At 43.7% G+C, this 23,478-nt stretch carries 26 protein-coding genes; all 26 read left to right on the top strand.

Going from position 1 to position 23,478, the window contains the following annotated elements:
• The first annotated feature begins 8 nt into the window (after positions 1-8).
• The gene (gene sdaAA, locus ETB99_RS01810) at positions 9-896 is read left to right on the top strand and encodes an L-serine ammonia-lyase, iron-sulfur-dependent, subunit alpha (protein ID WP_006323117.1); all 888 of its coding nucleotides are present in this window, start codon (positions 9-11) and stop codon (positions 894-896) included.
• Positions 889-2,937 (top strand): ATP-dependent DNA helicase RecG, encoded by a 2,049-nt coding sequence (gene recG / locus ETB99_RS01815; protein ID WP_171699774.1) that lies wholly within the window; start codon positions 889-891, stop codon positions 2,935-2,937. The genes sdaAA and recG overlap by 8 nt, the downstream gene beginning before the upstream one ends.
• Positions 2,938-3,012: 75 nt before the next feature.
• On the top strand, positions 3,013-3,597 hold the full coding sequence (gene fapR, locus ETB99_RS01820) for a transcription factor FapR (RefSeq protein WP_006323114.1): 585 nt from the start codon (positions 3,013-3,015) through the stop codon (positions 3,595-3,597).
• On the top strand, positions 3,594-4,580 hold the full coding sequence (plsX, locus tag ETB99_RS01825; protein WP_077429456.1) for a phosphate acyltransferase PlsX: 987 nt from the start codon (positions 3,594-3,596) through the stop codon (positions 4,578-4,580). The genes fapR and plsX overlap by 4 nt, the downstream gene beginning before the upstream one ends.
• A gap of 15 nt (positions 4,581-4,595) precedes the next feature.
• Positions 4,596-5,537 carry an ACP S-malonyltransferase gene (gene fabD, locus ETB99_RS01830; RefSeq protein WP_171699775.1) on the top strand — a complete coding sequence of 314 codons (942 nt, stop codon included), beginning with the start codon at positions 4,596-4,598 and terminating at the stop codon, positions 5,535-5,537.
• A 3-nt stretch (positions 5,538-5,540) separates the two neighbouring features.
• A complete protein-coding gene (fabG, locus tag ETB99_RS01835; RefSeq protein WP_171699776.1) occupies positions 5,541-6,278 on the top strand; it encodes a 3-oxoacyl-[acyl-carrier-protein] reductase in 738 nt (245 codons plus the stop codon).
• Between the two features lie 58 nt (positions 6,279-6,336).
• The gene (gene acpP / locus ETB99_RS01840) at positions 6,337-6,573 is read left to right on the top strand and encodes an acyl carrier protein (protein WP_003394967.1); all 237 of its coding nucleotides are present in this window, start codon (positions 6,337-6,339) and stop codon (positions 6,571-6,573) included.
• 69 nt (positions 6,574-6,642) lie between these two features.
• Positions 6,643-7,359 carry a ribonuclease III gene (rnc, locus tag ETB99_RS01845; RefSeq protein ID WP_006323103.1) on the top strand — a complete coding sequence of 239 codons (717 nt, stop codon included), beginning with the start codon at positions 6,643-6,645 and terminating at the stop codon, positions 7,357-7,359.
• A 60-nt stretch (positions 7,360-7,419) separates the two neighbouring features.
• Positions 7,420-10,980 carry a chromosome segregation protein SMC gene (smc, locus tag ETB99_RS01850; RefSeq protein WP_171699777.1) on the top strand — a complete coding sequence of 1,187 codons (3,561 nt, stop codon included), beginning with the start codon at positions 7,420-7,422 and terminating at the stop codon, positions 10,978-10,980.
• Between the two features lie 6 nt (positions 10,981-10,986).
• The gene (gene ftsY / locus ETB99_RS01855) at positions 10,987-11,985 is read left to right on the top strand and encodes a signal recognition particle-docking protein FtsY (RefSeq protein WP_171699778.1); all 999 of its coding nucleotides are present in this window, start codon (positions 10,987-10,989) and stop codon (positions 11,983-11,985) included.
• Between the two features lie 71 nt (positions 11,986-12,056).
• On the top strand, positions 12,057-12,389 hold the full coding sequence (locus tag ETB99_RS01860; RefSeq protein WP_077429211.1) for a putative DNA-binding protein: 333 nt from the start codon (positions 12,057-12,059) through the stop codon (positions 12,387-12,389).
• Positions 12,390-12,401: 12 nt separating this feature from the next.
• A complete protein-coding gene (gene ffh / locus ETB99_RS01865) occupies positions 12,402-13,742 on the top strand; it encodes a signal recognition particle protein (RefSeq protein WP_077429210.1) in 1,341 nt (446 codons plus the stop codon).
• A gap of 95 nt (positions 13,743-13,837) precedes the next feature.
• Entirely contained in the window at positions 13,838-14,110 is a 273-nt protein-coding gene (gene rpsP, locus ETB99_RS01870; protein WP_004891099.1) for a 30S ribosomal protein S16, read from the top strand.
• 3 nt (positions 14,111-14,113) lie between these two features.
• The gene (locus tag ETB99_RS01875; RefSeq protein ID WP_004891098.1) at positions 14,114-14,341 is read left to right on the top strand and encodes a KH domain-containing protein; all 228 of its coding nucleotides are present in this window, start codon (positions 14,114-14,116) and stop codon (positions 14,339-14,341) included.
• A 49-nt stretch (positions 14,342-14,390) separates the two neighbouring features.
• Positions 14,391-14,774 carry a YlqD family protein gene (locus ETB99_RS01880; protein ID WP_129000114.1) on the top strand — a complete coding sequence of 128 codons (384 nt, stop codon included), beginning with the start codon at positions 14,391-14,393 and terminating at the stop codon, positions 14,772-14,774.
• Positions 14,774-15,295 carry a ribosome maturation factor RimM gene (gene rimM, locus ETB99_RS01885; protein WP_280109626.1) on the top strand — a complete coding sequence of 174 codons (522 nt, stop codon included), beginning with the start codon at positions 14,774-14,776 and terminating at the stop codon, positions 15,293-15,295. Before ETB99_RS01880 ends, rimM begins: the two co-directional genes overlap by 1 nt.
• The gene (trmD, locus tag ETB99_RS01890) at positions 15,292-16,029 is read left to right on the top strand and encodes a tRNA (guanosine(37)-N1)-methyltransferase TrmD (RefSeq protein ID WP_077429208.1); all 738 of its coding nucleotides are present in this window, start codon (positions 15,292-15,294) and stop codon (positions 16,027-16,029) included. The genes rimM and trmD overlap by 4 nt, the downstream gene beginning before the upstream one ends.
• A 125-nt stretch (positions 16,030-16,154) precedes the next feature.
• The gene (gene rplS / locus ETB99_RS01895) at positions 16,155-16,499 is read left to right on the top strand and encodes a 50S ribosomal protein L19 (protein ID WP_003394943.1); all 345 of its coding nucleotides are present in this window, start codon (positions 16,155-16,157) and stop codon (positions 16,497-16,499) included.
• A gap of 74 nt (positions 16,500-16,573) precedes the next feature.
• Positions 16,574-17,125 carry a signal peptidase I gene (gene lepB / locus ETB99_RS01900; protein ID WP_006323021.1) on the top strand — a complete coding sequence of 184 codons (552 nt, stop codon included), beginning with the start codon at positions 16,574-16,576 and terminating at the stop codon, positions 17,123-17,125.
• Positions 17,126-17,139: 14 nt separating this feature from the next.
• Positions 17,140-17,994 (top strand): ribosome biogenesis GTPase YlqF, encoded by an 855-nt coding sequence (gene ylqF / locus ETB99_RS01905; RefSeq protein WP_006323022.1) that lies wholly within the window; start codon positions 17,140-17,142, stop codon positions 17,992-17,994.
• Between the two features lie 57 nt (positions 17,995-18,051).
• A complete protein-coding gene (locus tag ETB99_RS01910; RefSeq protein ID WP_164970105.1) occupies positions 18,052-18,831 on the top strand; it encodes a ribonuclease HII in 780 nt (259 codons plus the stop codon).
• Between the two features lies 1 nt (position 18,832).
• The gene (locus tag ETB99_RS01915) at positions 18,833-19,999 is read left to right on the top strand and encodes a hypothetical protein (protein ID WP_171699779.1); all 1,167 of its coding nucleotides are present in this window, start codon (positions 18,833-18,835) and stop codon (positions 19,997-19,999) included.
• Positions 19,996-20,259: an EscU/YscU/HrcU family type III secretion system export apparatus switch protein gene (locus tag ETB99_RS01920; RefSeq protein WP_006323029.1), complete on the top strand. Its 264-nt coding sequence runs from the start codon at positions 19,996-19,998 to the stop codon at positions 20,257-20,259. Before ETB99_RS01915 ends, ETB99_RS01920 begins: the two co-directional genes overlap by 4 nt.
• A gap of 121 nt (positions 20,260-20,380) precedes the next feature.
• Entirely contained in the window at positions 20,381-21,541 is a 1,161-nt protein-coding gene (sucC, locus tag ETB99_RS01925; protein WP_004891085.1) for an ADP-forming succinate--CoA ligase subunit beta, read from the top strand.
• Between the two features lie 19 nt (positions 21,542-21,560).
• Positions 21,561-22,463, top strand: coding sequence for a succinate--CoA ligase subunit alpha (gene sucD, locus ETB99_RS01930; RefSeq protein ID WP_077429205.1), 903 nt, complete (start codon positions 21,561-21,563; stop codon positions 22,461-22,463).
• A 61-nt stretch (positions 22,464-22,524) separates the two neighbouring features.
• Positions 22,525-23,412 carry a DNA-processing protein DprA gene (dprA, locus tag ETB99_RS01935; RefSeq protein ID WP_171699780.1) on the top strand — a complete coding sequence of 296 codons (888 nt, stop codon included), beginning with the start codon at positions 22,525-22,527 and terminating at the stop codon, positions 23,410-23,412.
• The last annotated feature ends 66 nt before the right edge of the window (positions 23,413-23,478 follow it).

The following is a 23,478-nucleotide window of genomic DNA, read 5'->3' on the forward strand; positions in this document are numbered from 1 at the left end:
AGACAACGATGTTTCGAAATGTAGCAGAACTCGTCGAACGAGCAGAACGAGAACAAATGAAAATTGCAGAAGTAATGATTCGTCAAGAAATGGAAGTAACTGAGCGCAGCCGAGAGGACATTATTGCGCAAATGGAGAAAAACTTACAAGTGATGGAGCAAGCCGTCATTCGCGGACTAGCGGGTGTTCGTTCGCATTCCGGATTGACAGGCGGCGATGCGACACGCTTACAGCAATATATTGCTCGTGGTCAGTTTTTATCGGGAGAAACGATTTTAGATGCCGTCAGTAAAGCGATGGCAACGAACGAAGTAAACGCAGCGATGGGAATGATTTGTGCAACACCAACAGCAGGATCAGCTGGTGTCGTTCCGGGCACATTATTTGCGGTGAAAGAAAAACTGCAGCCGACGCGTGAACAAATGGTTGAGTTTTTATTTACAGCTGGTGCGTTCGGATTTGTTGTCGCAAACAATGCATCCATTTCCGGTGCGGCAGGAGGATGCCAAGCGGAAGTCGGCTCAGCGGCAGGCATGGCAGCGGCAGCGCTTGTCGAGATGGCTGGCGGCACGCCAAGACAAGCGGCAGAGGCGATGGCGATCGCTTTAAAAAATATGCTTGGACTCGTTTGTGACCCCGTTGCAGGGTTAGTGGAAGTACCGTGTGTCAAGCGAAATGCAATTGGAGCAGCAAATGCAATGATTGCTGCTGACATGGCGCTTGCTGGCATACAAAGTCGTATTCCGTGCGATGAAGTCATTGAAGCGATGTTCCGCATCGGCCAGACGATGCCAGTGGCATTAAAAGAAACAGCACAAGGAGGGTTAGCGGCGACGCCGACCGCTCGCAAATTCGAAGCGGATATTTTCGGTAAGCCAAACAACGAACGTGAGTGACGTATTACATCAATCAGTCACAGCGATTAAAGGAATTGGAGAAGAAACAGCCGCCGCGCTTCATGAAATGGGGATTGATACAATTGAACAACTGTTGTGTCATTTCCCTTTTCGTTACGAAGATTATCGCATATGTGCATTAGAAGAAGCAAAGCACGATGAAAAAATTACGATCATTGGCAAAGTGTATAGCGAGCCTGTGCTTACGTATTATAGCCGCAAAAAGTCGCGCTTAACGTTTCGCGTCCTTGTTGACCGATTTTTAGTGACGGCTGTTTGTTTTAACCAACCGTATTTGAAAAAAAAGCTCACCCTGCACGAAACGGTGACGATCACAGGCAAGTGGGACAAACATCGTCAAACGATCACCGTACAGCAGCTGCATATCGGCGAAATGAAGCGACAAAAAGAAATCGAACCGGTCTATTCAACGCGTGGCGACTTAACAGTAAAAGGCATGCGGCGCTTTATTGCACTCGCTTTACAACAATACGGTGATGCGATTGTCGACCCGTTGCCGAGCGAGCTATTGCAAACATATCGTCTTATATCAAAACGTGATGCGATTCGGGTGATTCATATGCCGCTTTCGCACGAGCAACTAAAGCAAGCACGACGCCGTCTCGTTTACGAAGAGTTTTTACTTTTTCAATTAAAAATGCAAGCGTTAAAAAAATATCGTCGTGAACAGTCACCAGGTATTGCGCATCGCTTTTCAGACGGGCAACTTCAATCGTTTATTCAATCGCTTCCGTTTCCGCTAACGAATGCTCAACAGCGCGTTGTACGTGAAATTGTGCAAGATTTAAAATCGCCATATCGCATGAATCGCCTACTACAAGGAGATGTCGGTTCCGGAAAAACAGTCGTTGCTGCCATTGCATTATATGCGGTGTATTTATCAGGGTATCAAGGAGCGTTAATGGTACCGACGGAAATTTTAGCCGAGCAACATGCTGAATCACTTTGTACGCTTCTTGCGCCGATGGGTATTCGTGTCGAACTGTTGACAAGTTCGGTAAAAGGAAAAAGGCGCAAACAGCTACTTGAACAGCTCGCTTTAGGTGACGTTCATGTTGTTGTCGGCACGCATGCCCTTATTCAAGACGATGTGAATTTTGCGAAACTTGGCGTTGTCATCACAGATGAGCAACATCGCTTTGGTGTCGAACAAAGGCGTATTTTACGTGAAAAAGGACAATCGCCTGATGTGCTATTTATGACGGCTACTCCGATTCCGCGTACGCTTGCCATTACGGCATTTGGAGAAATGGACGTGTCCATCATTGATGAAATGCCAAAAGGAAGGAAAAAAATTGAAACGTATTGGGTGAAACACGATATGCTTGAGCGTGTATTTCAATTTATGGCAAAACAAGTGGATGCAGGTCATCAAGCATACGTCATTTGTCCGCTTATTGAGGAATCGGAAAAACTGGATGTCCAAAACGCAATCGACGTGCATGCGATGTTGACGCACTACTATAAAGGGCGGTATCGCATCGGGCTTATGCACGGCCGTTTATCTTCAGAAGAAAAAGAAGAAGTGATGCGTGCATTTAGCGCCAATGACATTCATATTTTAGTATCAACAACGGTTGTAGAAGTTGGTGTAAACGTTCCGAACGCAACCGTGATGGTCATTTACGATGCCGACCGCTTTGGTCTTTCGCAACTTCATCAGCTACGTGGGCGTGTTGGGCGCGGACAAGCCCAATCGTACTGTATTTTAGTCGCTGATCCAAAATCAGAAGCAGGAAAAGAGCGAATGCGCATTATGACGGAAACGAACGACGGTTTTGTGCTATCAGAAAAAGATTTAGAGCTGCGCGGACCCGGTGATTTTTTTGGGACGAAACAAAGCGGCATGCCAGAGTTTCGTCTCGGTGATCTTGTTCACGATTATCGCATTTTAGAAGTGGCGCGACAAGATGCGGAACGCCTCATTGCCTCGCCTTCGTTTTGGCGCGAAGAAAAATACGCTTTTCTTCGCGAACATTTACAACAATCGGGCGCTTTAAACGGCGAAAAATTAGATTAAAAGTTGTTGAAATGTTACTCTCGGTGTTATATACTACTATTAGTACCTAGTAATAATTCGGATGGTGGATCGAAAATGAGAAGAAATAAACGCGAACGGCAACGATTACTGCAAGCAACAATCGAAGAAAATCCTTTTATTACGGACGAACAACTTGCCGAAAAATTTTCAGTCAGCATTCAAACGATCCGCCTCGATCGCTTAGAACTATCGATTCCGGAGTTGCGTGAGCGCATTAAACATGTTGCTGAGCGCACATTTGCTGACGAAGTGAAGTCGTTGCCCATTGAAGAAGTAATTGGAGAAATCATCGATATACAGTTAGATGAAAGTGCAATTTCCATTTTTGATGTAAAAAAAGAACACGTGTTTAAACGCAATCAAATTGCACGAGGACATCATTTGTTTGCGCAAGCAAATTCGCTTGCGGTAGCAGTCATTAACGATGAACTCGCATTAACGGCAAAGGCAAACATTCGCTTTATGCGTCCTGTCAAAGAAGGCGAGCGTGTCGTTGCCAAAGCGAAAGTGAAAAATTTAAATGAAAATGGACGCACAGTCGTCGAAGTCAATAGCTACGTAGGACAAGAACTTGTCTTTCAAGGAGAATTTCATATGTACCGTTCAAACGTTGTAAAAAAGGATGGAGAAGAAAAATGAAAATCGCAATAGATGCCATGGGAGGCGATCACGCACCAAAAGAAGTCGTGATCGGTGCACAAAAGGCGATTGAGCATTTTCAAGATATCGAAATTACGCTCGTTGGGAATGAAACGCTCATTCGCCCATACATAACAAATGATGAACGACTCTCCATTATTCATACCGAACAAGTTATTGAAGCAACAGATGAGCCTGTCCGTGCTGTTCGCCGCAAAAAAGAGGCGTCCATGGTATTAATGGCAAACGAAGTAAGCGAAGGACGTGCCCATGCATGCATTTCCGCAGGCAATACAGGCGCTTTAATGGCAGCAGGGCTGTTTATCGTCGGTCGCATCGACGGCATTGATCGTCCTGCGCTTGCTCCGACGTTGCCAACGATTGATGGAAAAGGATTTGTGTTGTTGGACGTTGGCGCAAACGTTGATGCTCGCCCAGAACATATATTGCAATATGCGCTTATGGGCGCGGCATATGCCGAAAAAGTGCGCGGTATTCATCGTCCACGCATTGGTTTATTAAACGTTGGAACAGAAGATCAAAAAGGAAATGAACTAGCGAAAAAAGCGTTTCAGCTTATCCAACATACATCGTTAAACTTTGTAGGCAACGTAGAGGCGCGCGATTTATTAGAAGGCGTAGCTGATGTCGTTGTTACGGACGGATTCACCGGCAACGTCGCACTAAAAACGATCGAAGGCACGGCAATCGCTGTTTTCTCGATGTTAAAATCGGCATTGACAAGCAATGTTGTAAGCAAAATGGCGGCGCTTGCTTTAAAGCCACAACTTATGCAGTTGAAGAAAAAAATGGATTATGCAGAATATGGCGGTGCAGCACTGTTCGGTTTACGAGCACCTGTCATTAAAGCGCACGGTTCATCGGATGCGCACGCCATTTTTCATGCGGTGCGCCAAGCGCGTGAAATGGTCGTAAACGACGTTATACAGACGGTGAAACAATCGATAGCGGAAATAAAATAAATAAGAGGTGACATGATGGGGAAAATCGCATTTATTTTTCCAGGACAAGGTTCACAAACGGTTGGTATGGGAAAAGAGTGGGCGGAAAAAGATGAAAAAGTAGCAGCTGTTTTTCGCCAAGCGGATGAACGATTGCAAGTTTCTTTGTCACAACTTATTTTTGAAGGACCACAAGATGTATTAACAAAAACAGAAAATGCCCAACCAGCATTACTCACGACAAGCATCGCGTTTTTGCAAAAAGTAAAAGAAGCAGGTATTGCTCCGCATTATGTGGCAGGACATAGCCTCGGGGAATATAGTGCACTTGTTGCAGCATCGGTGCTGTCGTTTTCTGACGCTGTATATGCGGTGCGTAAGCGCGGAGAATTTATGGAAAAAGCAGTGCCATCAGGACAAGGAACGATGGCTGCGGTGCTTGGGATGGATGAAGCTTTATTGCAACAAGTAGTCGATGAAGCTTCAACGGAATCATCTCCGGTTCAATTAGCGAACTTAAACTGTCCGGGACAAATTGTCATTTCAGGAGCGAAAGAAGCGGTTGAGCGAGCGTCACAACTGGCAAAAGAAAAAGGAGCGAAGCGAGTCATTCCGCTCGAAGTAAGCGGGCCGTTCCACTCCCTTTTAATGAAACCGGCGGCAGAACAGTTTTTATCGGTACTTGATACGTTGGCGTTTCAAGAAAGCGCTGTGCCAGTCATTTCAAATGTGACAGCTGAGCCGATGACAAATCCAACAGAAATCAAACAACGTCTCGTTGAACAGTTATACTCTCCAGTTCGTTGGGAGCAATCTGTTCAAACGATGATTGACTTGGGTGTAGATACGTTTATCGAAATCGGTCCTGGAAAAGTATTAAGCGGTCTAGTAAAAAAAATAAACCGTCATGTCAACGTCCATTCGATTTTTGATGAAGCTTCGTTTATAGCGACGGTGACGGCGTTGAAAGGGGAATGAAGCATGGAAGGGAAAGTAGCGATTGTGACCGGGGCGTCACGTGGTATTGGGCGTGAAATTGCTTTACATTTAGCTCGTCTTGGTGCAAAAGTAGCGGTCAATTATGCAGGAAGTGAAGCGAAAGCAAATGAAGTTGTCGCTCAAATTGTTGAGCATGGTGGCGAAGCGTTTGCTGTACAAGCGGACGTCGCAAATAACGAGGCAGTCGAACGCATGGTGAAAGAAGTGCTTGAGCGCTGGGGTCGCGTTGATATTTTAGTGAACAACGCAGGCATTACGCGCGACAACTTGCTTATGCGCATGAAAGAAGAAGAATGGGATGCGGTCATTAATACGAACTTAAAAGGCGTCTTTTTATGTACAAAAGCCGTCACACGCCCAATGATGAAACAGCGATACGGTCGAATTGTGAACGTAGCGTCCATTGTCGGTGTAAGCGGCAACCCAGGGCAAGCAAACTATGTCGCAGCGAAAGCAGGTGTGATCGGACTGACGAAAACAGCAGCAAAAGAACTCGCGAGTCGAAACATTACCGTCAATGCCGTTGCGCCTGGATTTATTACGACAGATATGACCGATCAACTAAGCGAAGATGTGCGCCAAGCGATGTTGCAGCCAATCCCCCTCGCTCGTTTCGGTAACCCAGAAGATATTGCACATGTCGTCGCGTTTCTCGTCTCAGACGGGGCAAGCTATATAACAGGACAAACAATTCACGTCGACGGCGGTATGGTGATGTAAAAATTCGTTTTATTTTCTGATATAATTCATTATAATAGCTTGAGGGGAGGTGAATAAAATGGCAGACGTATTAGAGCGTGTAACGAAAATTATCGTTGATCGCCTTGGTGTTGAAGAGTCACAAGTGACGCTCGAGTCTTCATTCAAAGAAGATTTAGGAGCAGACTCGCTTGATGTTGTTGAGCTTGTTATGGAATTAGAAGATGAGTTTGATATGGAAATTTCAGATGAAGAGGCGGAAAAAATCGTGACTGTAGGTGACGCAGTTAACTACATAAAGAGCCGTCTATCATAATAAGCAAAGTCCCGTTTTGTAAGCGGGGCTTTCTATGCTTTTTACGTTTATAGTTGGGGGTTCATATGCATGTCAAAACAACGACCGTACGTGAAATTTAAACAATTTCAAGAACAAATAGGTATTTTTTTTCGTAATGAAAAACTACTCATTCAAGCATTTACCCATTCATCATATGTGAATGAGCATCGCAAGCGGCTGCATGAAGACAATGAGCGTCTTGAATTTTTAGGGGATGCTGTCTTAGAATTGACCGTTTCACAATATTTATTTGAACAGTTTCCACAAATGAGCGAAGGGGAATTAACAAAAATGCGGGCAGCGATCGTCTGTGAACCGTCGCTTGTTACGTTTGCCCATGCATTGTCGTTTGGCGATCTCGTGTTGCTCGGTAAAGGGGAAGAACTAACGGGTGGTCGCATGCGTCCGTCGTTGTTAGCCGACGTATTTGAAGCTTTTATCGGAGCGCTTTATTTAGATCAAGGTATGGAGACGGTCGTGCAATTTTTAGGGAAAACGATTTTCCCAAAAATCCGCGAAGGTGCTTTTTCTCATGTGATGGATTACAAAAGTCAACTACAAGAATTTGTACAACGTGATGGAAGTGGAGTATTAGAATATAAAATTTTACAAGAACGAGGTCCTGCTCATAATAAAGAGTTCGTATCGCGCGTATCGTTAAATGGCGAGGAGCTCGGTGTTGGAGTTGGGCGCTCGAAAAAAGAGGCAGAGCAGCGCGCCGCGCAAATGGCATTAGCTAAGCTAAAACAATTACAACAAGGCTGATCCGGTGCGAAAGGACAGCCTTGCTTGTTGTGACATTTTTTTGGATAAAGGGGGATATATGTGTTCCTCAAGCGTTTAGAAGCTATCGGATTTAAATCTTTTGCGGATCGTATTTCCATCGATTTTGTTCCGGGGATGACGGCGATCGTCGGTCCGAACGGAAGTGGAAAAAGCAACATTACAGACGCGATTCGTTGGGTGCTTGGTGAACAGTCCGCCAAGTCGCTTCGCGGCGCAAAAATGGAAGACGTCATTTTTTCGGGAAGCGAATCACGCAAGCCGTTAAACGTGGCGGAAGTGACATTAACGCTCGATAATAGCGATCAATTTTTGCCGCTCGAATACGAAGAAGTAAGTATAACAAGACGTGTCTATCGTTCCGGCGATAGCGAATTTTTTATTAATAACCAGCCTTGCCGTTTAAAAGATATTGTCGATTTATTTATGGATTCTGGCGTTGGTCGTGAAGCTTTCTCCATCATTAGTCAAGGAAAAGTAGAAGAAATTTTAAGCAGTAAAGCGGAAGATCGCCGCATGATTTTTGAAGATGCAGCGGGCGTCTTAAAATATAAAACAAGGAAAAAAAAGGCAGAGCAAAAACTAAACGAAACAGAAGATCATTTGCAGCGTGTGCAAGATATTTTACACGAACTAAACCAGCAGCTCGAGCCGTTGAAACAACAAGCGTCAATCGCCAACGAATATCTTGAGAAAAAAGAGCAGTTACAAACATATGAAGTCGGCTTAATTGTTTATGAAATCGAGCAGCTACATGAAAAATGGGAAGCGTTGAAAAAACAACTCGCTTTACATCAACAAAACGAAATGGAATTAGCGACGACGTTACAAAAAGAAGAAGCGCACATCGCTCAGTTGCGTCATGAACTGACAGCGCTTGATGAGTCGATAGATGGCTTACAGCAAGTATTGTTGCTTGTTAGCGAAGAGCTTGAGAAAATGGAAGGGAAAAAACAGTTATTAAAAGAGCGAAAAAGCAACGCCTACAAGCAACAACAGCAAATGGAGCAAACGATGGGGCAACTTGCTGAGCGAGAACGTGCACTTGAAGCGACAATTGCTGAAAAAAAGAAAGTGCTGCAACAGCTTCAAACAGATGTGCAAGCGCTTCAAGCGCAATTAAAAGAACAAAACAACGTCCTTTCTGCTTACGGTCCAAAAGCGGAGGAAGAAATTGAACGGCTAAAAAGCGAATACATTGATCTCGTTCACGAACAAGCGACGTTAAAAAATGAGCGCATGCACATTGAGTCCCAGTTGCAAAAAAATGAAGAAAAACAACAGCAGCTCGTCACTGCAAACAACGAACATATTCAAGCATACGAACAGATCGTTGAACAATGGGAACAAAAACAAAAACTCATCCATGAGTTGCAAGAACGCATCGCTAAACAAGAGCAAACGCTTCAAACAAAAGAAGAACAATTGACCGCACGAAAAGAACAATATCGAAAAAAAGAAACGACGTTATATGAAGCGTATCAATATGTACAAAAAGTAAAATCAAAAAAAGAAATGTTAGAGGCGATGCAACAAGAGTATGCTGGATTTTTCCAAGGGGTAAAAGAAGTATTAAAAGCAAAAGATCGGTTAAACGGCATTCATGGAGCGGTTGTTGAGTTGATGACGGTGCCATCTGAGCTTGAAACAGCGATCGAAGTGGCGCTCGGGGGAGCGGCGCAACATATCGTCGTAAAAAACGAACAAAGCGCGCGTGAAGCCATTCAATTTTTAAAGCAAAATAAGTATGGACGAGCGACGTTTTTGCCGCTCGACGTTATTCAGCGAAAACTATTTCCTCCATCCGTTCGGGAAAACATTGCCAAACACCCCGCTTACGTTGGCATTGCTTCCGAATTAATTTCGTATGAAGCAACGTACGAAAACATTATGACAAACATTCTTGGAACAGTCATTGTTACACGTGATTTAAAAGGGGCAAATGAGCTTGCTCGCCAATTGCAATACCGCTATCGTCTCGTCACGCTAGAAGGGGATGTTGTGAATCCAGGCGGGGCGATGACGGGAGGAACGGTAAATAAACAGACAAGCTCATTATTTAGTCGTGCGCGTGAGCTTGAAGAAGTGACAGCACATTGGCGCGATGTCGAGCAAAAAACGATCGAGCTTGAACAGCTTGTACAACGAGAAAAAGAAGCCATTGCACAAGCTGAGCAAGAGCGAACAGCGCTTTATACTGAGCTAGAAGCAAGCCGTATGGAGCTGCAAGAAGAAAAAAGCGCATGGATGGAACTAAACCTTCGTAAAAAACATATGGACGAACGACTCGCTGTATATCGCTATGAAAGACAGACGCTCGAAGAAGAAAAGAAACAATTGACTGCTCGACTTCACGATATTATGCATTCGCTCCATACACTTGAGAAACATATTGCTTCTATCGATGAACAAGTGAAACAATGGACAGAAAAAAAACAGTTAGAGCAGCAATCGAAGGAGCAAATGCAAGAAAAGTTGACCGCATTGAAAGTCGCGCTCGCTGAAAAGCAAGAACACGTCAGAAATGAAGAGCAACATGTGCATCGACTAACGGAAGAATGGGAGGAAGTGAAGCGAACACTTACGCACATCGAAAAAGAACGCAATGAACTTGTACGCCATACGAACGAACAAACGGAAGATGAACAACAGCTCGAGCGAATATGCGAAGAAAAAACGAAACAAAAAGAGGAAACGATTGAACTTATTGCTAGCCGACGTGAACAGCGGTTACATTATCAAACAAAGCTTGAGCAACTCGAAAAAGAAATAAAAGAATTGAAACGACAACATAAACAACTCACAGATACGCTAAAAGACGAGGAAGTGAAGCTTGCTCGCTTCGATATGGAGCTTGACCACTTACTAAACCGCCTTCGTGAAGAATACAAACTGTCATTCGAAGCAGCGAAAGAAGCGTTCCCGCTCCATATCCCTGCTCAAGAGGCGCGGAAAAAAGTGAAGCTCATCCAGCTCGCTATTGATGAACTTGGAACGGTCAATCTCGGTGCGATTGAAGAATATGAACGTGTCTCTGAACGCCACCGCTTTTTAACTGAACAAAAAGAAGACTTACAACAGGCAAAAGATACGTTATATCAAGTGATTGATGAAATGGACGATGAAATGAAACGAAGATTTGCGACAACGTTTGAGCAAATTCGGACGCAATTTGCACGCGTGTTCGTTGAATTGTTTGGAGGAGGAAAGGCCGATTTACAGTTGACTGATCCGAACGATTTACTCCATACGGGTGTCGACATTGTCGCACAGCCACCGGGGAAAAAACTACAACATTTAAGTTTATTATCAGGCGGGGAGCGAGCATTGACGGCGATTGCGCTTTTGTTCGCCATTTTAAATGTTCGACCTGTTCCGTTTTGCGTGCTTGATGAAGTAGAAGCAGCACTTGATGAGGCGAACGTACAACGATATGCGAAATATTTAAAGAAGTTTAGCGACGATACACAATTTATCGTCATTACCCATCGAAAAGGAACGATGGAAGAAGCAGATGTACTATATGGAGTAACGATGCAACAATCAGGTGTATCGAAGCTCGTTTCTGTTCGACTAGAAGAAGTAGCTGAAAAGAAAGGATGAGAAACGGTGAGCTTTTTTAAAAAATTAAAAGAAAAAATCGCAAAACAAGCGGATACAGTAACGGAAAAGTTTAAACGTGGTTTAGAAAAAACGCGCGACTCTTTCGCAGGAAAAGTGAACGATCTAATCGCGCGCTATCGAAAAGTAGATGAAGAGTTTTTTGAGGAGCTAGAAGAAATTTTAATCGCCTCAGACGTTGGTGTCGCAACGGTCATGGATTTTATCGATGAGTTAAAAATGGAAGTGAAACGTCGCAACATTCAAGACCCGAAAGAAATGTATAGCGTCATTTCCGAAAAATTGATTGACATTTACGAAGCAAGCGGCGATGAAACGACAGAACTAAACATTCAACCAAACGGCTTGACGGTCATTTTATTTGTCGGTGTCAACGGCGTTGGAAAAACGACGACGATCGGGAAACTTGCGTACAAATTAAAAAGCGAAGGAAAAAAAGTGATGCTTGCCGCTGGCGATACGTTCCGGGCAGGTGCAATTGAACAGCTTGAAGTATGGGGCGAGCGAGTCGGCGTGGAAGTCATTAAACAATCGGCTGGGTCCGATCCGGCTGCGGTCATGTACGATGCGATTCAAGCGGCTAAATCGCGCAACGTTGACATTTTGTTGTGTGATACAGCTGGCCGCTTACAAAACAAAGTGAATTTAATGAAAGAGCTTGAAAAAGTGAGACGCGTCATTGAACGCGAAGTGCCGGGCGCACCGCACGAAGTATTGCTCGTGCTAGATGCAACAACAGGGCAAAATGCGATGAGCCAAGCAAAAACATTTAAAGAAGCGACGAACGTCACCGGCATTGTGCTTACGAAACTGGATGGAACAGCAAAAGGTGGCATCGTATTAGCGATCCGCCATGAGTTAAACATTCCGGTGAAATTTGTCGGTTTAGGAGAGAAAATGGACGATTTAGAGCCGTTTAACGCCGAACAATTCGTGTATGGGTTATTTTCATCGTTTATGGAACGAGAAGAGGAGCAAGGAGAATAACTTGACAGTATCAGCTAAAACATATACACTAAATTCATGTAAAGGCGTTTCACTTAACAGGGGGGAGTTTCATGCTAGAAAAAACAACGAGAATGAACTATTTATACGACTTTTACCAATCGTTGTTGACGCCGAAGCAACGAAACTATATGTCCCTTTACTATTTAGATGATTACTCCCTCGGTGAAATTGCCGAAGAGTACGAAGTGAGTCGTCAAGCTGTATACGATAACATTAAACGGACGGAAGCGATGCTAGAAGACTATGAGCAAAAGCTATTGCTCTTTCAAAAGTTTCAACAACGTCATAAACTATTGCACCGATTAAAAACGCATATAGCTGAACGCTATCCGAACGATGAGGAGCTGATGGGGCTCGTTATGGAGTTGGAGAAATTAGAGTAGGGGGCGGTAACGATGGCATTTGAAGGATTGGCCGACCGTCTGCAACATGTCATGAATAAAATTCGTGGCAAAGGCAAAGTCACGGAAGCCGATGTAAAAGAAATGATGCGTGAAGTGCGGCTCGCGCTATTAGAAGCGGACGTCAATTTTAAAGTCGTCAAAGACTTCGTGAAAAAAGTAAGCGAACGAGCTGTCGGACAAGAAGTAATGAAAAGTTTGACCCCAGGACAGCAAGTCATTAAAGTCGTAAAAGAAGAATTGACGGAGCTGATGGGGGGAGAAAACAGCAAAATTGCCGTAGCGAGCCGTCCGCCAACGGTTGTCATGATGGTCGGTTTGCAAGGGGCAGGAAAAACGACGACAACGGGAAAATTAGCGAATTTATTACGTAAAAAACATAATCGTAAACCGTTGCTTGTCGCAGCTGACATTTATCGCCCAGCAGCGATTAAACAGCTTGAGACGTTAGGGAAGCAGTTGAACATCCCTGTGTTTTCGCTCGGCGATCAAGTGAGCCCGGTGGAAATTGCGAAACAAGCGATCGCAAAAGCAAAAGAAGAGCATTATGATTACGTATTAATCGATACGGCAGGGCGTCTGCACATTGATGAAGCGCTCATGGATGAATTGAAACAAATTAAAGAAGTGACGAAACCCGATGAAATTTTTCTCGTTGTCGATGCGATGACAGGACAAGATGCGGTCAACGTCGCGCAAAGCTTTAACGAACAACTTGGACTGACGGGCGTCATTTTGACGAAGCTTGATGGTGATACGCGAGGCGGGGCAGCCTTATCGATTAAAGCGGTCACAAATACGCCAATTAAGTTTGTCGGTATGGGCGAAAAGCTCGATGCGCTTGAGCCGTTTCATCCGGAGCGGATGGCGTCGCGCATTTTAGGTATGGGGGACGTGTTGACGCTCATTGAAAAAGCGCAAGCCGCTGTCGATGAAGAAAAGGCAAAAGAGCTCGAACAAAAAATGCGCACCGCATCATTTACACTTGACGACTTTTTAGAACAGCTTGGGCAAGTGCGCAAACTCGGTCCGCTCGATGAACTTTTAAAAATGTTGCCGGGCGCTAACAAAGTGAAAGGTTTAAACAACTTACAAATTGACGAAAAGCAAATTAGCCGCGTCGAAGCGATTATTCGTTCGATGACAAAAGAAGAAAAAATGAACCCAGACATCATTAACTCTAGTCGCAAAAAGCGAATTGCAAAAGGGAGCGGAACGACGGTTCAAGACGTCAACCGCTTGCTGAAACAGTTTGACGAAATGAAAAAAATGATGAAAATGATGACAACCATGCCAAAGGGGAAGAAGAAAGGGTTCCGTTTCCCGTTCATGTAAACAAAATAACAGTGTTAAGAAAAAACACTTTACAAACAAAACGTTTATTGCTAATATACTATCTTGTGTGAAATATTTTCGGAGGTGCTATAATCATGGCAGTAAAAATTCGTTTAAAACGTATGGGTGCAAAAAAATCACCATTTTATCGTATCGTTGTTGCAGACTCTCGTTCTCCACGTGACGGTCGTTTCATCGAAACAATCGGCACATATAATCCGTTAACAGAGCCTGCAGAAATTAAAATTAATGAAGAGCTTGCATTAAAATGGTTGCAAAACGGCGCAAAACCATCTGACACAGTGCGCAACTTGCTTTCAAAACAAGGAATTTTAGAAAAATTCCACAACTTAAAGTACGGAAAGTAATATATGAAAACGTTGCTTGAGACGATTGTTCGGTCACTTGTCGATCATCCGGAATGCGTCGTCATTCGCGAAACGGAACAACAACAATCGATCACATATGCGATCGCGCTTCATCACGAAGACGTTGGGAAAGTGATCGGAAAAAACGGGCGAATGATTCAAGCCATTCGCACCGTTGTTCAAGCAGCCAATGAGTCAAAGAAGCGAATAGACGTACGCATCGAAGAGTAAGGGAGAGGGAAGACACCTCCCCTTTTTTCGTTCAGAAAGGCGGTGCGCCATGAAAATCATTCAAAAAGTGGAAGTGAGACAGCGATTAACTGAGAACAGTAAGCAGCAACTCATTCAACAATTTATGCAACAAAAACAACAACTGGAACAACAATGTGAGCAGCTCATCTTTGAACAAAAACGAATGGAAAAACAAACATCGTTTTCACAAAAACAAATTAAAGAAAAATTTGGACGAGAAATGCAAATTCGCCGCCAAAAAATAGCGGAACTTGATTTCCTTCTTGAACAATTGCGCATATTACCGATAGGAAGCGAAATTAAAGAAAGAGAAGTCGAGGCGATTATCGACGTTCACATTGGTGCGCGTTGGTCGCCTCCGAAAACGATTGTCATTGAAGACGGAATCGTTGTGGATATACGCGAGGGGTGATCGTTGTGAAATGGTTTCATGTCGGAAAAATTGTCAATACGCACGGTATTCGCGGTGAAGTGCGCGTCATTTCACGCACAGATTTTGCAGAAGAGCGGTATAAAATCGGGAATGTATTATATATTTTTATGGAAAATAAGCCACCGGTTGAAGTCAAAGTGGCGAGCCATCGAGTTCATAAGTCGTTTGATTTATTAACGTTCGAAGGATACGATAACATCAACTTAGTCGAACCATTTAAAGGGGCGATTATTAAAATACCAGAAACGCAATTGCAACCGCTTAACGAAGGTGAATATTATTTTCACGAAATTATCGGTTGCACAGTTGTGACCGAGGATGGTGAACCGATTGGCGAAATAAAAGAAATTTTAACGCCAGGTGCAAATGACGTATGGGTCGTCAAACGAAAAAAAGGCGGAGATGTGTTAATCCCTTACATTGATGATGTCGTCAAACAAGTCGATGTTGAAAACAAAACGATTACGATTCATGTGATGGAAGGATTGCTCGACGAATGAAAATCGATGTGCTCACCTTATTTCCAAATATGTTTACTGGCGTGTTGAACGAGTCGATTTTAAAACGTGCGCAAGAAAAAGGTGCCGTTACATTTCAGCTCGTCAATTTTCGCGAATTTGCCGATAATAAACATCAGACGGTAGACGACTACCCTTACGGCGGTGGGGCTGGCATGGTATTGAAGCCGCAACCGATTTTTGATGCGGTTGATCATTTAACGAAGCAAAGCGAGCATCGTCCGCGCGTGATTTTGCTTTGTCCTCAAGGTGAACGATATACGCAAAAAAAAGCGGAGGAACTCGCTAAAGAACGACACATCATTTTCATTTGCGGACATTACGAAGGATATGACGAACGCATTCGTGAACATCTCGTGACGGACGAAATTTCCATTGGCGATTACGTCTTAACGGGCGGAGAACTGGCAGCGATGGTCGTCATTGATAGCGTCGTTCGTTTGCTTCCTGGCGTGCTCGGCAACGAGCATTCCTCTATGCTTGATTCTTATAGCTCTGGTTTGCTCGAACACCCACATTATACGCGCCCAGCCGATTTTCGTGGCATGAAAGTACCAGATGTCCTTCTTTCAGGTAATCACCGTTTAATTGAAGAGTGGCGTCAAAAAGAATCGTTGCGCCGCACATGGTTGCGCCGGCCAGATTTGCTCGAAACGTATGAGTTAACGGAACAACAAAAAAAATGGATCGAACAATGGAAAAAAAACGAACGGTAACTATTGCATCCGTTACATCTTTATGATAGTATAAACGTTGTGACTTATGTCGCACGTAAAACGATGTTCCGCTGCTATGAACGATACACATAAGCATGAGCATCTGTTGGAAGGAGATGAAGATGATGCATCATTTAATTCAAGAAATTACAAAAGAACAACTACGTAACGATCTTCCAGAATTTCGCCCTGGTGACACAGTGCGCGTTCACGTGAAAGTTGTTGAAGGAAACCGTGAACGTATCCAAGTATTCGAGGGCGTTGTTATCAAGCGTCGTGGTGGTGGAATTAGCGAAACATTTACAGTTCGTAAAGTATCTTACGGTGTAGGTGTTGAGCGTACATTCCCATTACACACGCCGAAGATTGCTAAATTAGAAGTTGTTCGTCGCGGTAAAGTTCGTCGTGCGAAATTGTACTACTTGCGTCAACTCCGCGGTAAAGCAGCACGCATCAAAGAAATCATCTAACACAAAAGAAATGATTGCAAGGAGCTTGATCATCAAGCTCCTTTTTCAACATTCATCATATAGGTGGGAGAAGGATGGAAAAACAAAAGAATGAATGGTTTGAATGGTTAAAAGCGATTTTCATTGCGGTGGCATTAGCAGGAGGTATTCGCTATTTCATTTTCGCCCCAATCATCGTTGAAGGGGAGTCGATGATGCCGACGTTACATAATCAAGACCGAATGATCGTCAATAAAATCGCCTATAAAATTGGCGAGCCAGAACGGTTTGATATTATTGTGTTTCATGCCGAAGAAGGAAAAGATTATATTAAGCGCGTCATTGGATTGCCAGGCGACCGGATTGAATATAAAAATGATACGTTATACGTCAACGGGAAGCCTTACAAAGAACCTTACTTAGATGACGAGAAAAAACAACTGTTTGATGGCCCATTAACAGAGTCGTTTACACTTGAAGAATTGTGGGGACGAAAAACCGTTCCTGAAGGTCATTTATTCGTGCTCGGAGATAATCGCAGATACAGCAAAGATAGTCGCCATATCGGATTTATTCCGATGGAAAAAGTTGTAGGGAAAACGTCGGTCGTTTATTGGCCTCTTTCTGATGCGCGCATTGTTGAATAACATAACTAAAGTAGGTGGCAACGATGACGATTCAATGGTTCCCTGGCCATATGGCAAAAGCGAAACGGGAAGTGACAGAAAAATTAAAACTTATCGATATCGTATTTGAGCTAGTAGATGCCCGCATTCCTATTTCATCGCGCAATCCGTTAATTGATGAAATTGTGGCGAATAAACCGCGCATCATATTGTTAAACAAAGCGGATATGGCTGATCCCGATGTGACAAAACAATGGATCGACTTTTTCGCTGCACAGCAAATTGACGCCATTGCGATCGATTCGCAAAGCGGAACAGGCGTCAAGCAAATGGTAGCGGTCGCAAAAGAGAAGTTGCGCCCAAAATTTGAAAAAATGATAGCGAAGGGAATTAAACGTCCTCGGGCGATGCGTGCGCTTATTGTCGGCATTCCAAACGTCGGAAAATCAACGCTCATTAACCGACTCGCAGGAAAACATATTGCCAAAACAGGCGATACACCGGGAGTGACAAAAGCGCAACAATGGATTAAAGTCGGCAAAGAGCTCGAGCTACTTGATACGCCTGGAATTTTATGGCCGAAGTTTGAAGATGAAGAAGTCGGATACAAACTTGCAACAACGGGAGCGATTAAAGATACCATTTTAAACTTACAAGACGTTGCTGTGTATGCGTTACGTTTTTTATCTACTCATTATCCCGATCGTTTAAAAGAACGATATGCGCTTGCGGACATTCCAGAAGACATCGTCCAATTGTTTGATGACATCGGAAAAAAACGAGGCTGTTTAGCCGCTGGTGGTGTCGTCGACTACGATAAAGTTGCTGAGCTTGTGTTGCGCGATATTCGTACAGAAAAATTAGGCCGGCTCAGTTTTGATCGCCTGTAAGGTTCGCATAAGCGAGCCTTTATTTTTTTGTTTATTTGTCGATATAAGGGATAAGGAGTGATGACGGTGAATATACAAGAAATAAAAAAAAGACTACAAACGATTCACGATGAAACAGATGAATGGTTTCAAAAACTATTACACGATGAGCGAAAAGGCGTCCAACGCCTCGTTCAACAATGGTATAAGCAAAAAGAAGAAGAAAAACGGGAACGCGAACGTTTTTTGCATATGTTGCGATATGAACAGGCGCTATACGACAAAGGAATCCGCTACATCGCGGGGGTAGATGAAGTAGGACGAGGGCCGCTAGCTGGTCCGGTTGTTGCCGCAGCAGTGATTTTACCAAAAGATGTGTATCTCCCTCATGTAGACGATTCAAAAAAACTATCGGAAATGAAGCGAGAGCAGTTGTTTTCTATCATTCAACAAACGGCGCTTGCGATCGGTATTGGCATCGTTAGCGCACGCGAAATTGATGAGCTAAACATTTACGAAGCGACGAAAAAAGCGATGATGCAAGCTGTCCACGCGCTTGCGATCGCTCCCGAGCATTTGCTCATTGATGCGATGCACATTCCACTATCTATTCCACAAACATCGATCATTAAAGGGGATGCGCATAGCGTCTCCATTGCAGCAAGTTCCATTATCGCGAAAGTGACGCGCGATCGCATGATGAAACAGTTAGGTGAGAAATATCCACAATACGGATTTGAAAAGCATATGGGATACGGCACGAAAGAGCATTTGCAAGCGATTGAGCGATATGGAGTCATTGAAGAACATCGTCGTTCGTTTGCGCCGATTCGCGAACGATTAAAGCGAGGAGAATGAGATGAACGTTCAATGGTTGCGTACGTTATTTGATGATGCACAAACGATACGTTTACCGAAAGCACCGACGTTTCACGTTGGTGACATCATTTATGGAAAAATCGAAAAAATAACCGAAGATCGGACAGCGCTCGTTCGGATCGGCAGTCATACGCTGACGGCCGAACTGCAGTCACCTGTTAAAGAAGGTGAAACATATACGTTTCACGTGCAAAAAACATCCCCACTTGAGCTGAAAATATTGCAACATACAGCAAAGTTGACAGATGAAGAAAGCGTCAGCCGTTATTTTCGTTTACCGATGAATGAACAAACGAAGGCGCTCGTTCGTTGGATGATGGATGAATCTTTTACATTTAAAAAACATGACATGTCCCTCATTCGACAATGGTTGCAAACAGGTGGTAAAAAAGAAGCCCAAGCAATCAAATGGCTGTTCATGCACGATTTGCCGCTTCGTGATGATATATTTCGTGCGTTCGTTGCTTTGCAAGATGATCGACCGCTATATGAACAACAACTCACGCTGGCGATGATGATCGATCGCTTTCACCCGAAAGGAACGTTAGCAAAACTTTCTTCTTATTTGCGCCATATGCCGACGCTTTCTTCTTTTTCGCCTGAACATATTCAACAACTGCTTGAAGAGACGATGAAACAACAAGATGAGTGGCTCGTTTTATTGCAAACAGCAGCAGAAGAAGCGCCAGGTGAGTTAAAAATGGAGATTATCTCATTACTTGATCGAGTGAAAGCATATCAGTTGTTATCAACAAACAACGATTCGCTCCAACATATATTTACTCAATTTCCGTTATTCATCGGGACGCATGCAACAGATGTGACGATTCAATGGCGCGGAAAACAACGAGAAAACGGAAAAATGGATACAGACTATTGTCGCATTTTATTTTATTTGACGCTTGCGACGTTAAAAGAAACGATTGTAGACGTTCATATTCAACAACGTATCGTTCATATTTCGATCATCAATGACACGCCTCGTGTGGAACTGTATGCGTCCGCCCTTGAGCCGTCACTAAAGGAGAAGCTTGCTGAACATGGCTACACGCTTTCTTCTATTTCCGTTAAAACGCCGATGAACAAGCGAAGTGACCGTTTACTTGTTGAACCATTTTCTTATAAAGGAGTCGATTATCGCATATGAAACGAAAGCGCGCCGTTGCTTTATCGTACGACGAACAACATATCGCCCCTGTCGTTGTAGCAAAAGGAGAAGGAGCTGTGGCTGATCGCATCATTGAACGCGCGAAACAATACGACGTCCCCATTTATGAAGATGAAACGCTCGCGACGATGCTCGGTCAATTACAATTAAACGAAACGATTCCAGAAGAACTGTACAAAGTTGTTGCTGAAGTATTTGCATTTATTTATCAAGTCGAAAAAAAGGTGGAGGGGCGATGACAACGATCGCTTCTTTTTCTTTTGTTAAAGAATTTTCTGTCTAAATGGTAGACAACTGACAAAGTATCATTATACAATGAAAGCGCTAGTACTTTTATTTTTATACATAGGAGGATGGGGTATGAATATTCATGAGTATCAAGGAAAAGAGATCCTCAGAAGCTACGGAGTAAGCGTGCCGAACGGCCGCGTGGCGTTCACGGTTGAAGAAGCGGTTGAGGCGGCGAAAGAGCTCGGCAGTAGCGTTTGTGTCGTGAAAGCGCAAATTCATGCCGGCGGTCGCGGAAAAGCAGGGGGAGTAAAAGTCGCAAAAAGTTTAGAAGAAGTTCGTACATATGCGAGTGAGCTGTTAGGGAAAGTGCTTGTCACACATCAAACAGGTCCAGAAGGAAAAGAAGTAAAGCGTCTTTTAATCGAAGAAGGATGCGACATTAAAAAGGAATATTACATCGGGCTTGTTGTTGATCGTGCGACGTCCCGCGTAGTATTAATGGGATCAGAAGAAGGCGGAACAGAAATTGAAGAAGTCGCAGCGAAAACGCCGGAGAAAATTTTTAAAGAGTATATCGACCCAGCTGTCGGCCTACAAGCGTTCCAAGCGCGCCGCATGGCATTTAACATCAATATTCCGAAAGAGCTTGTCAATCAAGCAGTCAAATTTATGTTAGGCTTATATCAAGTGTTCGTTGAAAAAGATTGCTCAATCGCTGAAATTAACCCGCTTGTCGTAACGGGTGATGGAAAAGTAATGGCGCTTGATGCGAAGCTTAACTTTGATTCAAACGCGTTATATCGCCATAAAGACATTTTAGAATATCGCGATTTAGACGAAGAAGATCCAAAAGAAATTGAAGCGTCAAAATACGATTTAAACTACATTTCGCTTGACGGAAACATTGGTTGCATGGTTAACGGTGCAGGCTTAGCGATGGCGACGATGGACATCATTAAATATTACGGTGGCGAGCCGGCAAACTTTTTAGATGTTGGTGGCGGTGCGACGACAGAAAAAGTAACAGAAGCGTTTAAAATCATTTTATCCGACCCGAATGTTAAAGGTATTTTCGTTAACATTTTCGGGGGCATTATGAAATGTGACGTCATCGCTAACGGAATTGTTGAGGCAACGAAACAAGTTGGTTTAAATCTTCCGCTTGTCGTTCGTTTAGAAGGAACGAACGTTGAATTAGGGAAAAAGATTTTAGAAGAGTCCGGATTAAATATTACAGCCGCTGAATCGATGGCAGACGGCGCGCAAAAAATCGTTTCGCTAGTAAGCTAATAGAAGGGATGGGAGAAACGTGAGCGTTTTTGTTAATAAAGATACGAAAGTCATTGTACAAGGAATTACAGGTTCACAAGGGTTGTTCCATACGAAACAAATGATTGAGTACGGCACAAACATTGTTGGTGGGGTAACACCAGGAAAAGGTGGCACGGAAGTTGAAGGGGTACCTGTGTTTGATACGGTTTCTGAAGCGGTTGAAAAAACAGGTGCGAACGCCTCTGTCATTTACGTTCCGCCAGCATTTGCTGCCGATGCAATTATGGAAGCAGTTGATGCGGAAATCGATTTAGTTGTTTGTATTACAGAAGGCATTCCGGTACTAGACATGGTAAAAGTGAAGCGCTATATGGAAGGAAAGAAAACGCGCTTAATCGGACCAAACTGCCCTGGTATCATTACACCGGAAGAATGCAAAATCGGCATTATGCCAGGCTATATTCATAAAAAAGGCCATGTCGGTATCGTTTCGCGCTCTGGTACGTTAACGTACGAAGCTGTTCATCAATTAACACAAGCAGGCATCGGGCAATCGACAGCGGTTGGGATTGGCGGTGACCCAGTCAATGGAACAAACTTCATCGACGTATTAAAGGCGTTTAACGAAGATGAAGACACATATGCGGTCATTATGATCGGAGAAATTGGTGGAACGGCAGAAGAAGAAGCGGCCGAATGGGTAAAAGCGAACATGACAAAACCGGTTGTCGGCTTTATCGGCGGACAAACAGCACCTCCAGGAAAGCGCATGGGACATGCTGGTGCGATCATTTCTGGCGGAAAAGGAACGGCGGAAGAAAAAATTAAAACGATGACAGCATGCGGCATTAAAGTCGCAGAAACGCCAGCAGTGATTGGCGAAACGCTCATCTCTGTATTAAAAGAACGCGGCTTATACGAAAAGTGTAAAACACATTAATAATCGCGAATCGTCCTAAGGCACAAACCTTAGGACGATTTTTATAAATAGGAGGGATATCATGTACGATACAACTCGCGAACGGCTCATCCATTTGCATCATTGTCGTGGCATCGGGTGGAAAAGTATCGCACGCTTGCTTCATGCAGACCCATCGCTAGCCTCCATTTTTCATCTTTCGTCACAACAACTTCAACGACTACTTCCGATCCCCCAAAAACATTTCACTGCTTTTTTCCATGATTTGCATTGTCACAAATTGAAACGTATGATAAAAACATATGAGGAACAAAACATTCATATTGTAACAATAAAAGATGATGGTTATCCGGAGTGGCTGAAACATATATATGATCCACCGTGGGTACTATATGCGAAAGGAAACGTGGCGTTGCTTAAGCGAAAAAAAATAATTAGCGTCGTAGGGACACGGACGCCAACGCGCCAAGGAATCGCAGCGATGCATATCGTCCTTCCACCCCTCATCCAAAACGGCTGGATCGTTGTGAGCGGACTAGCAAAAGGTATTGATGCTGAAGCACATCGTTTATGTTTACGGCATCATGGTGAAACAATTGCGGTCATTGCGGGCGGATTGCATTACATATACCCACCTGAAAATGAATCATTATTTCGACAATTAATGACAACGCAATTAATTATTTCAGAATATCCACCATTCGTTCGCCCACAGACGTGGCATTTTCCGATGCGCAATCGCATCATTAGCGGTTTGTCGCTCGGTACGCTTGTTGTACAAGCAAAAGAGCGAAGCGGCTCGCTCATCACCGCTCATTTTGCGCTCCAGCAAGGAAGAGAAGTGTTTGCGATTCCCGGTGACATCACAACAAAAGAGGCGCTCGGGACTAATCGGTTGATTCAACAAGGAGCAAAATTAATATTGTCAAGTGAAGATATTGAGGAGGAATTTCGACATCTTTTTACATGAATGAAAGAGAAAATCGAAAAATGATGTTTGACAAATGAACGAATCATCATTAATAATAATGAGGAT

This window comes from Anoxybacillus sp. CHMUD (genome assembly GCF_013096965.1).
GTDB classification, from domain to species: domain Bacteria; phylum Bacillota; class Bacilli; order Bacillales; family Anoxybacillaceae; genus Anoxybacillus; species Anoxybacillus kestanbolensis_A.

Excerpts from the sequence above, each read along its gene's own strand:
- plsX (WP_077429456.1), top strand. The coding sequence starts at position 3,594 with ATGAAAATCGCAATAGATGCCATGGGAGGCGATCACGCACCAAAAGAA.
- lepB (WP_006323021.1), top strand. The coding sequence starts at position 16,574 with ATGGAAAAACAAAAGAATGAATGGTTTGAATGGTTAAAAGCGATTTTC.
- ETB99_RS01860 (WP_077429211.1), top strand. The coding sequence starts at position 12,057 with ATGCTAGAAAAAACAACGAGAATGAACTATTTATACGACTTTTACCAA.
- trmD (WP_077429208.1), top strand. The coding sequence starts at position 15,292 with ATGAAAATCGATGTGCTCACCTTATTTCCAAATATGTTTACTGGCGTG.
- rpsP (WP_004891099.1), top strand. The coding sequence starts at position 13,838 with ATGGCAGTAAAAATTCGTTTAAAACGTATGGGTGCAAAAAAATCACCA.
- rplS (WP_003394943.1), top strand. The coding sequence starts at position 16,155 with ATGCATCATTTAATTCAAGAAATTACAAAAGAACAACTACGTAACGAT.
- rnc (WP_006323103.1), top strand. The coding sequence starts at position 6,643 with ATGTCAAAACAACGACCGTACGTGAAATTTAAACAATTTCAAGAACAA.
- ETB99_RS01920 (WP_006323029.1), top strand. The coding sequence starts at position 19,996 with ATGAAACGAAAGCGCGCCGTTGCTTTATCGTACGACGAACAACATATC.
- sdaAA (WP_006323117.1), top strand. The coding sequence starts at position 9 with ATGTTTCGAAATGTAGCAGAACTCGTCGAACGAGCAGAACGAGAACAA.
- fabD (WP_171699775.1), top strand. The coding sequence starts at position 4,596 with ATGGGGAAAATCGCATTTATTTTTCCAGGACAAGGTTCACAAACGGTT.
- ETB99_RS01875 (WP_004891098.1), top strand. The coding sequence starts at position 14,114 with ATGAAAACGTTGCTTGAGACGATTGTTCGGTCACTTGTCGATCATCCG.
- ETB99_RS01915 (WP_171699779.1), top strand. The coding sequence starts at position 18,833 with ATGAACGTTCAATGGTTGCGTACGTTATTTGATGATGCACAAACGATA.
- fabG (WP_171699776.1), top strand. The coding sequence starts at position 5,541 with ATGGAAGGGAAAGTAGCGATTGTGACCGGGGCGTCACGTGGTATTGGG.
- ETB99_RS01880 (WP_129000114.1), top strand. The coding sequence starts at position 14,391 with ATGAAAATCATTCAAAAAGTGGAAGTGAGACAGCGATTAACTGAGAAC.
- ffh (WP_077429210.1), top strand. The coding sequence starts at position 12,402 with ATGGCATTTGAAGGATTGGCCGACCGTCTGCAACATGTCATGAATAAA.
- fapR (WP_006323114.1), top strand. The coding sequence starts at position 3,013 with ATGAGAAGAAATAAACGCGAACGGCAACGATTACTGCAAGCAACAATC.
- sucC (WP_004891085.1), top strand. The coding sequence starts at position 20,381 with ATGAATATTCATGAGTATCAAGGAAAAGAGATCCTCAGAAGCTACGGA.
- dprA (WP_171699780.1), top strand. The coding sequence starts at position 22,525 with ATGTACGATACAACTCGCGAACGGCTCATCCATTTGCATCATTGTCGT.
- acpP (WP_003394967.1), top strand. The coding sequence starts at position 6,337 with ATGGCAGACGTATTAGAGCGTGTAACGAAAATTATCGTTGATCGCCTT.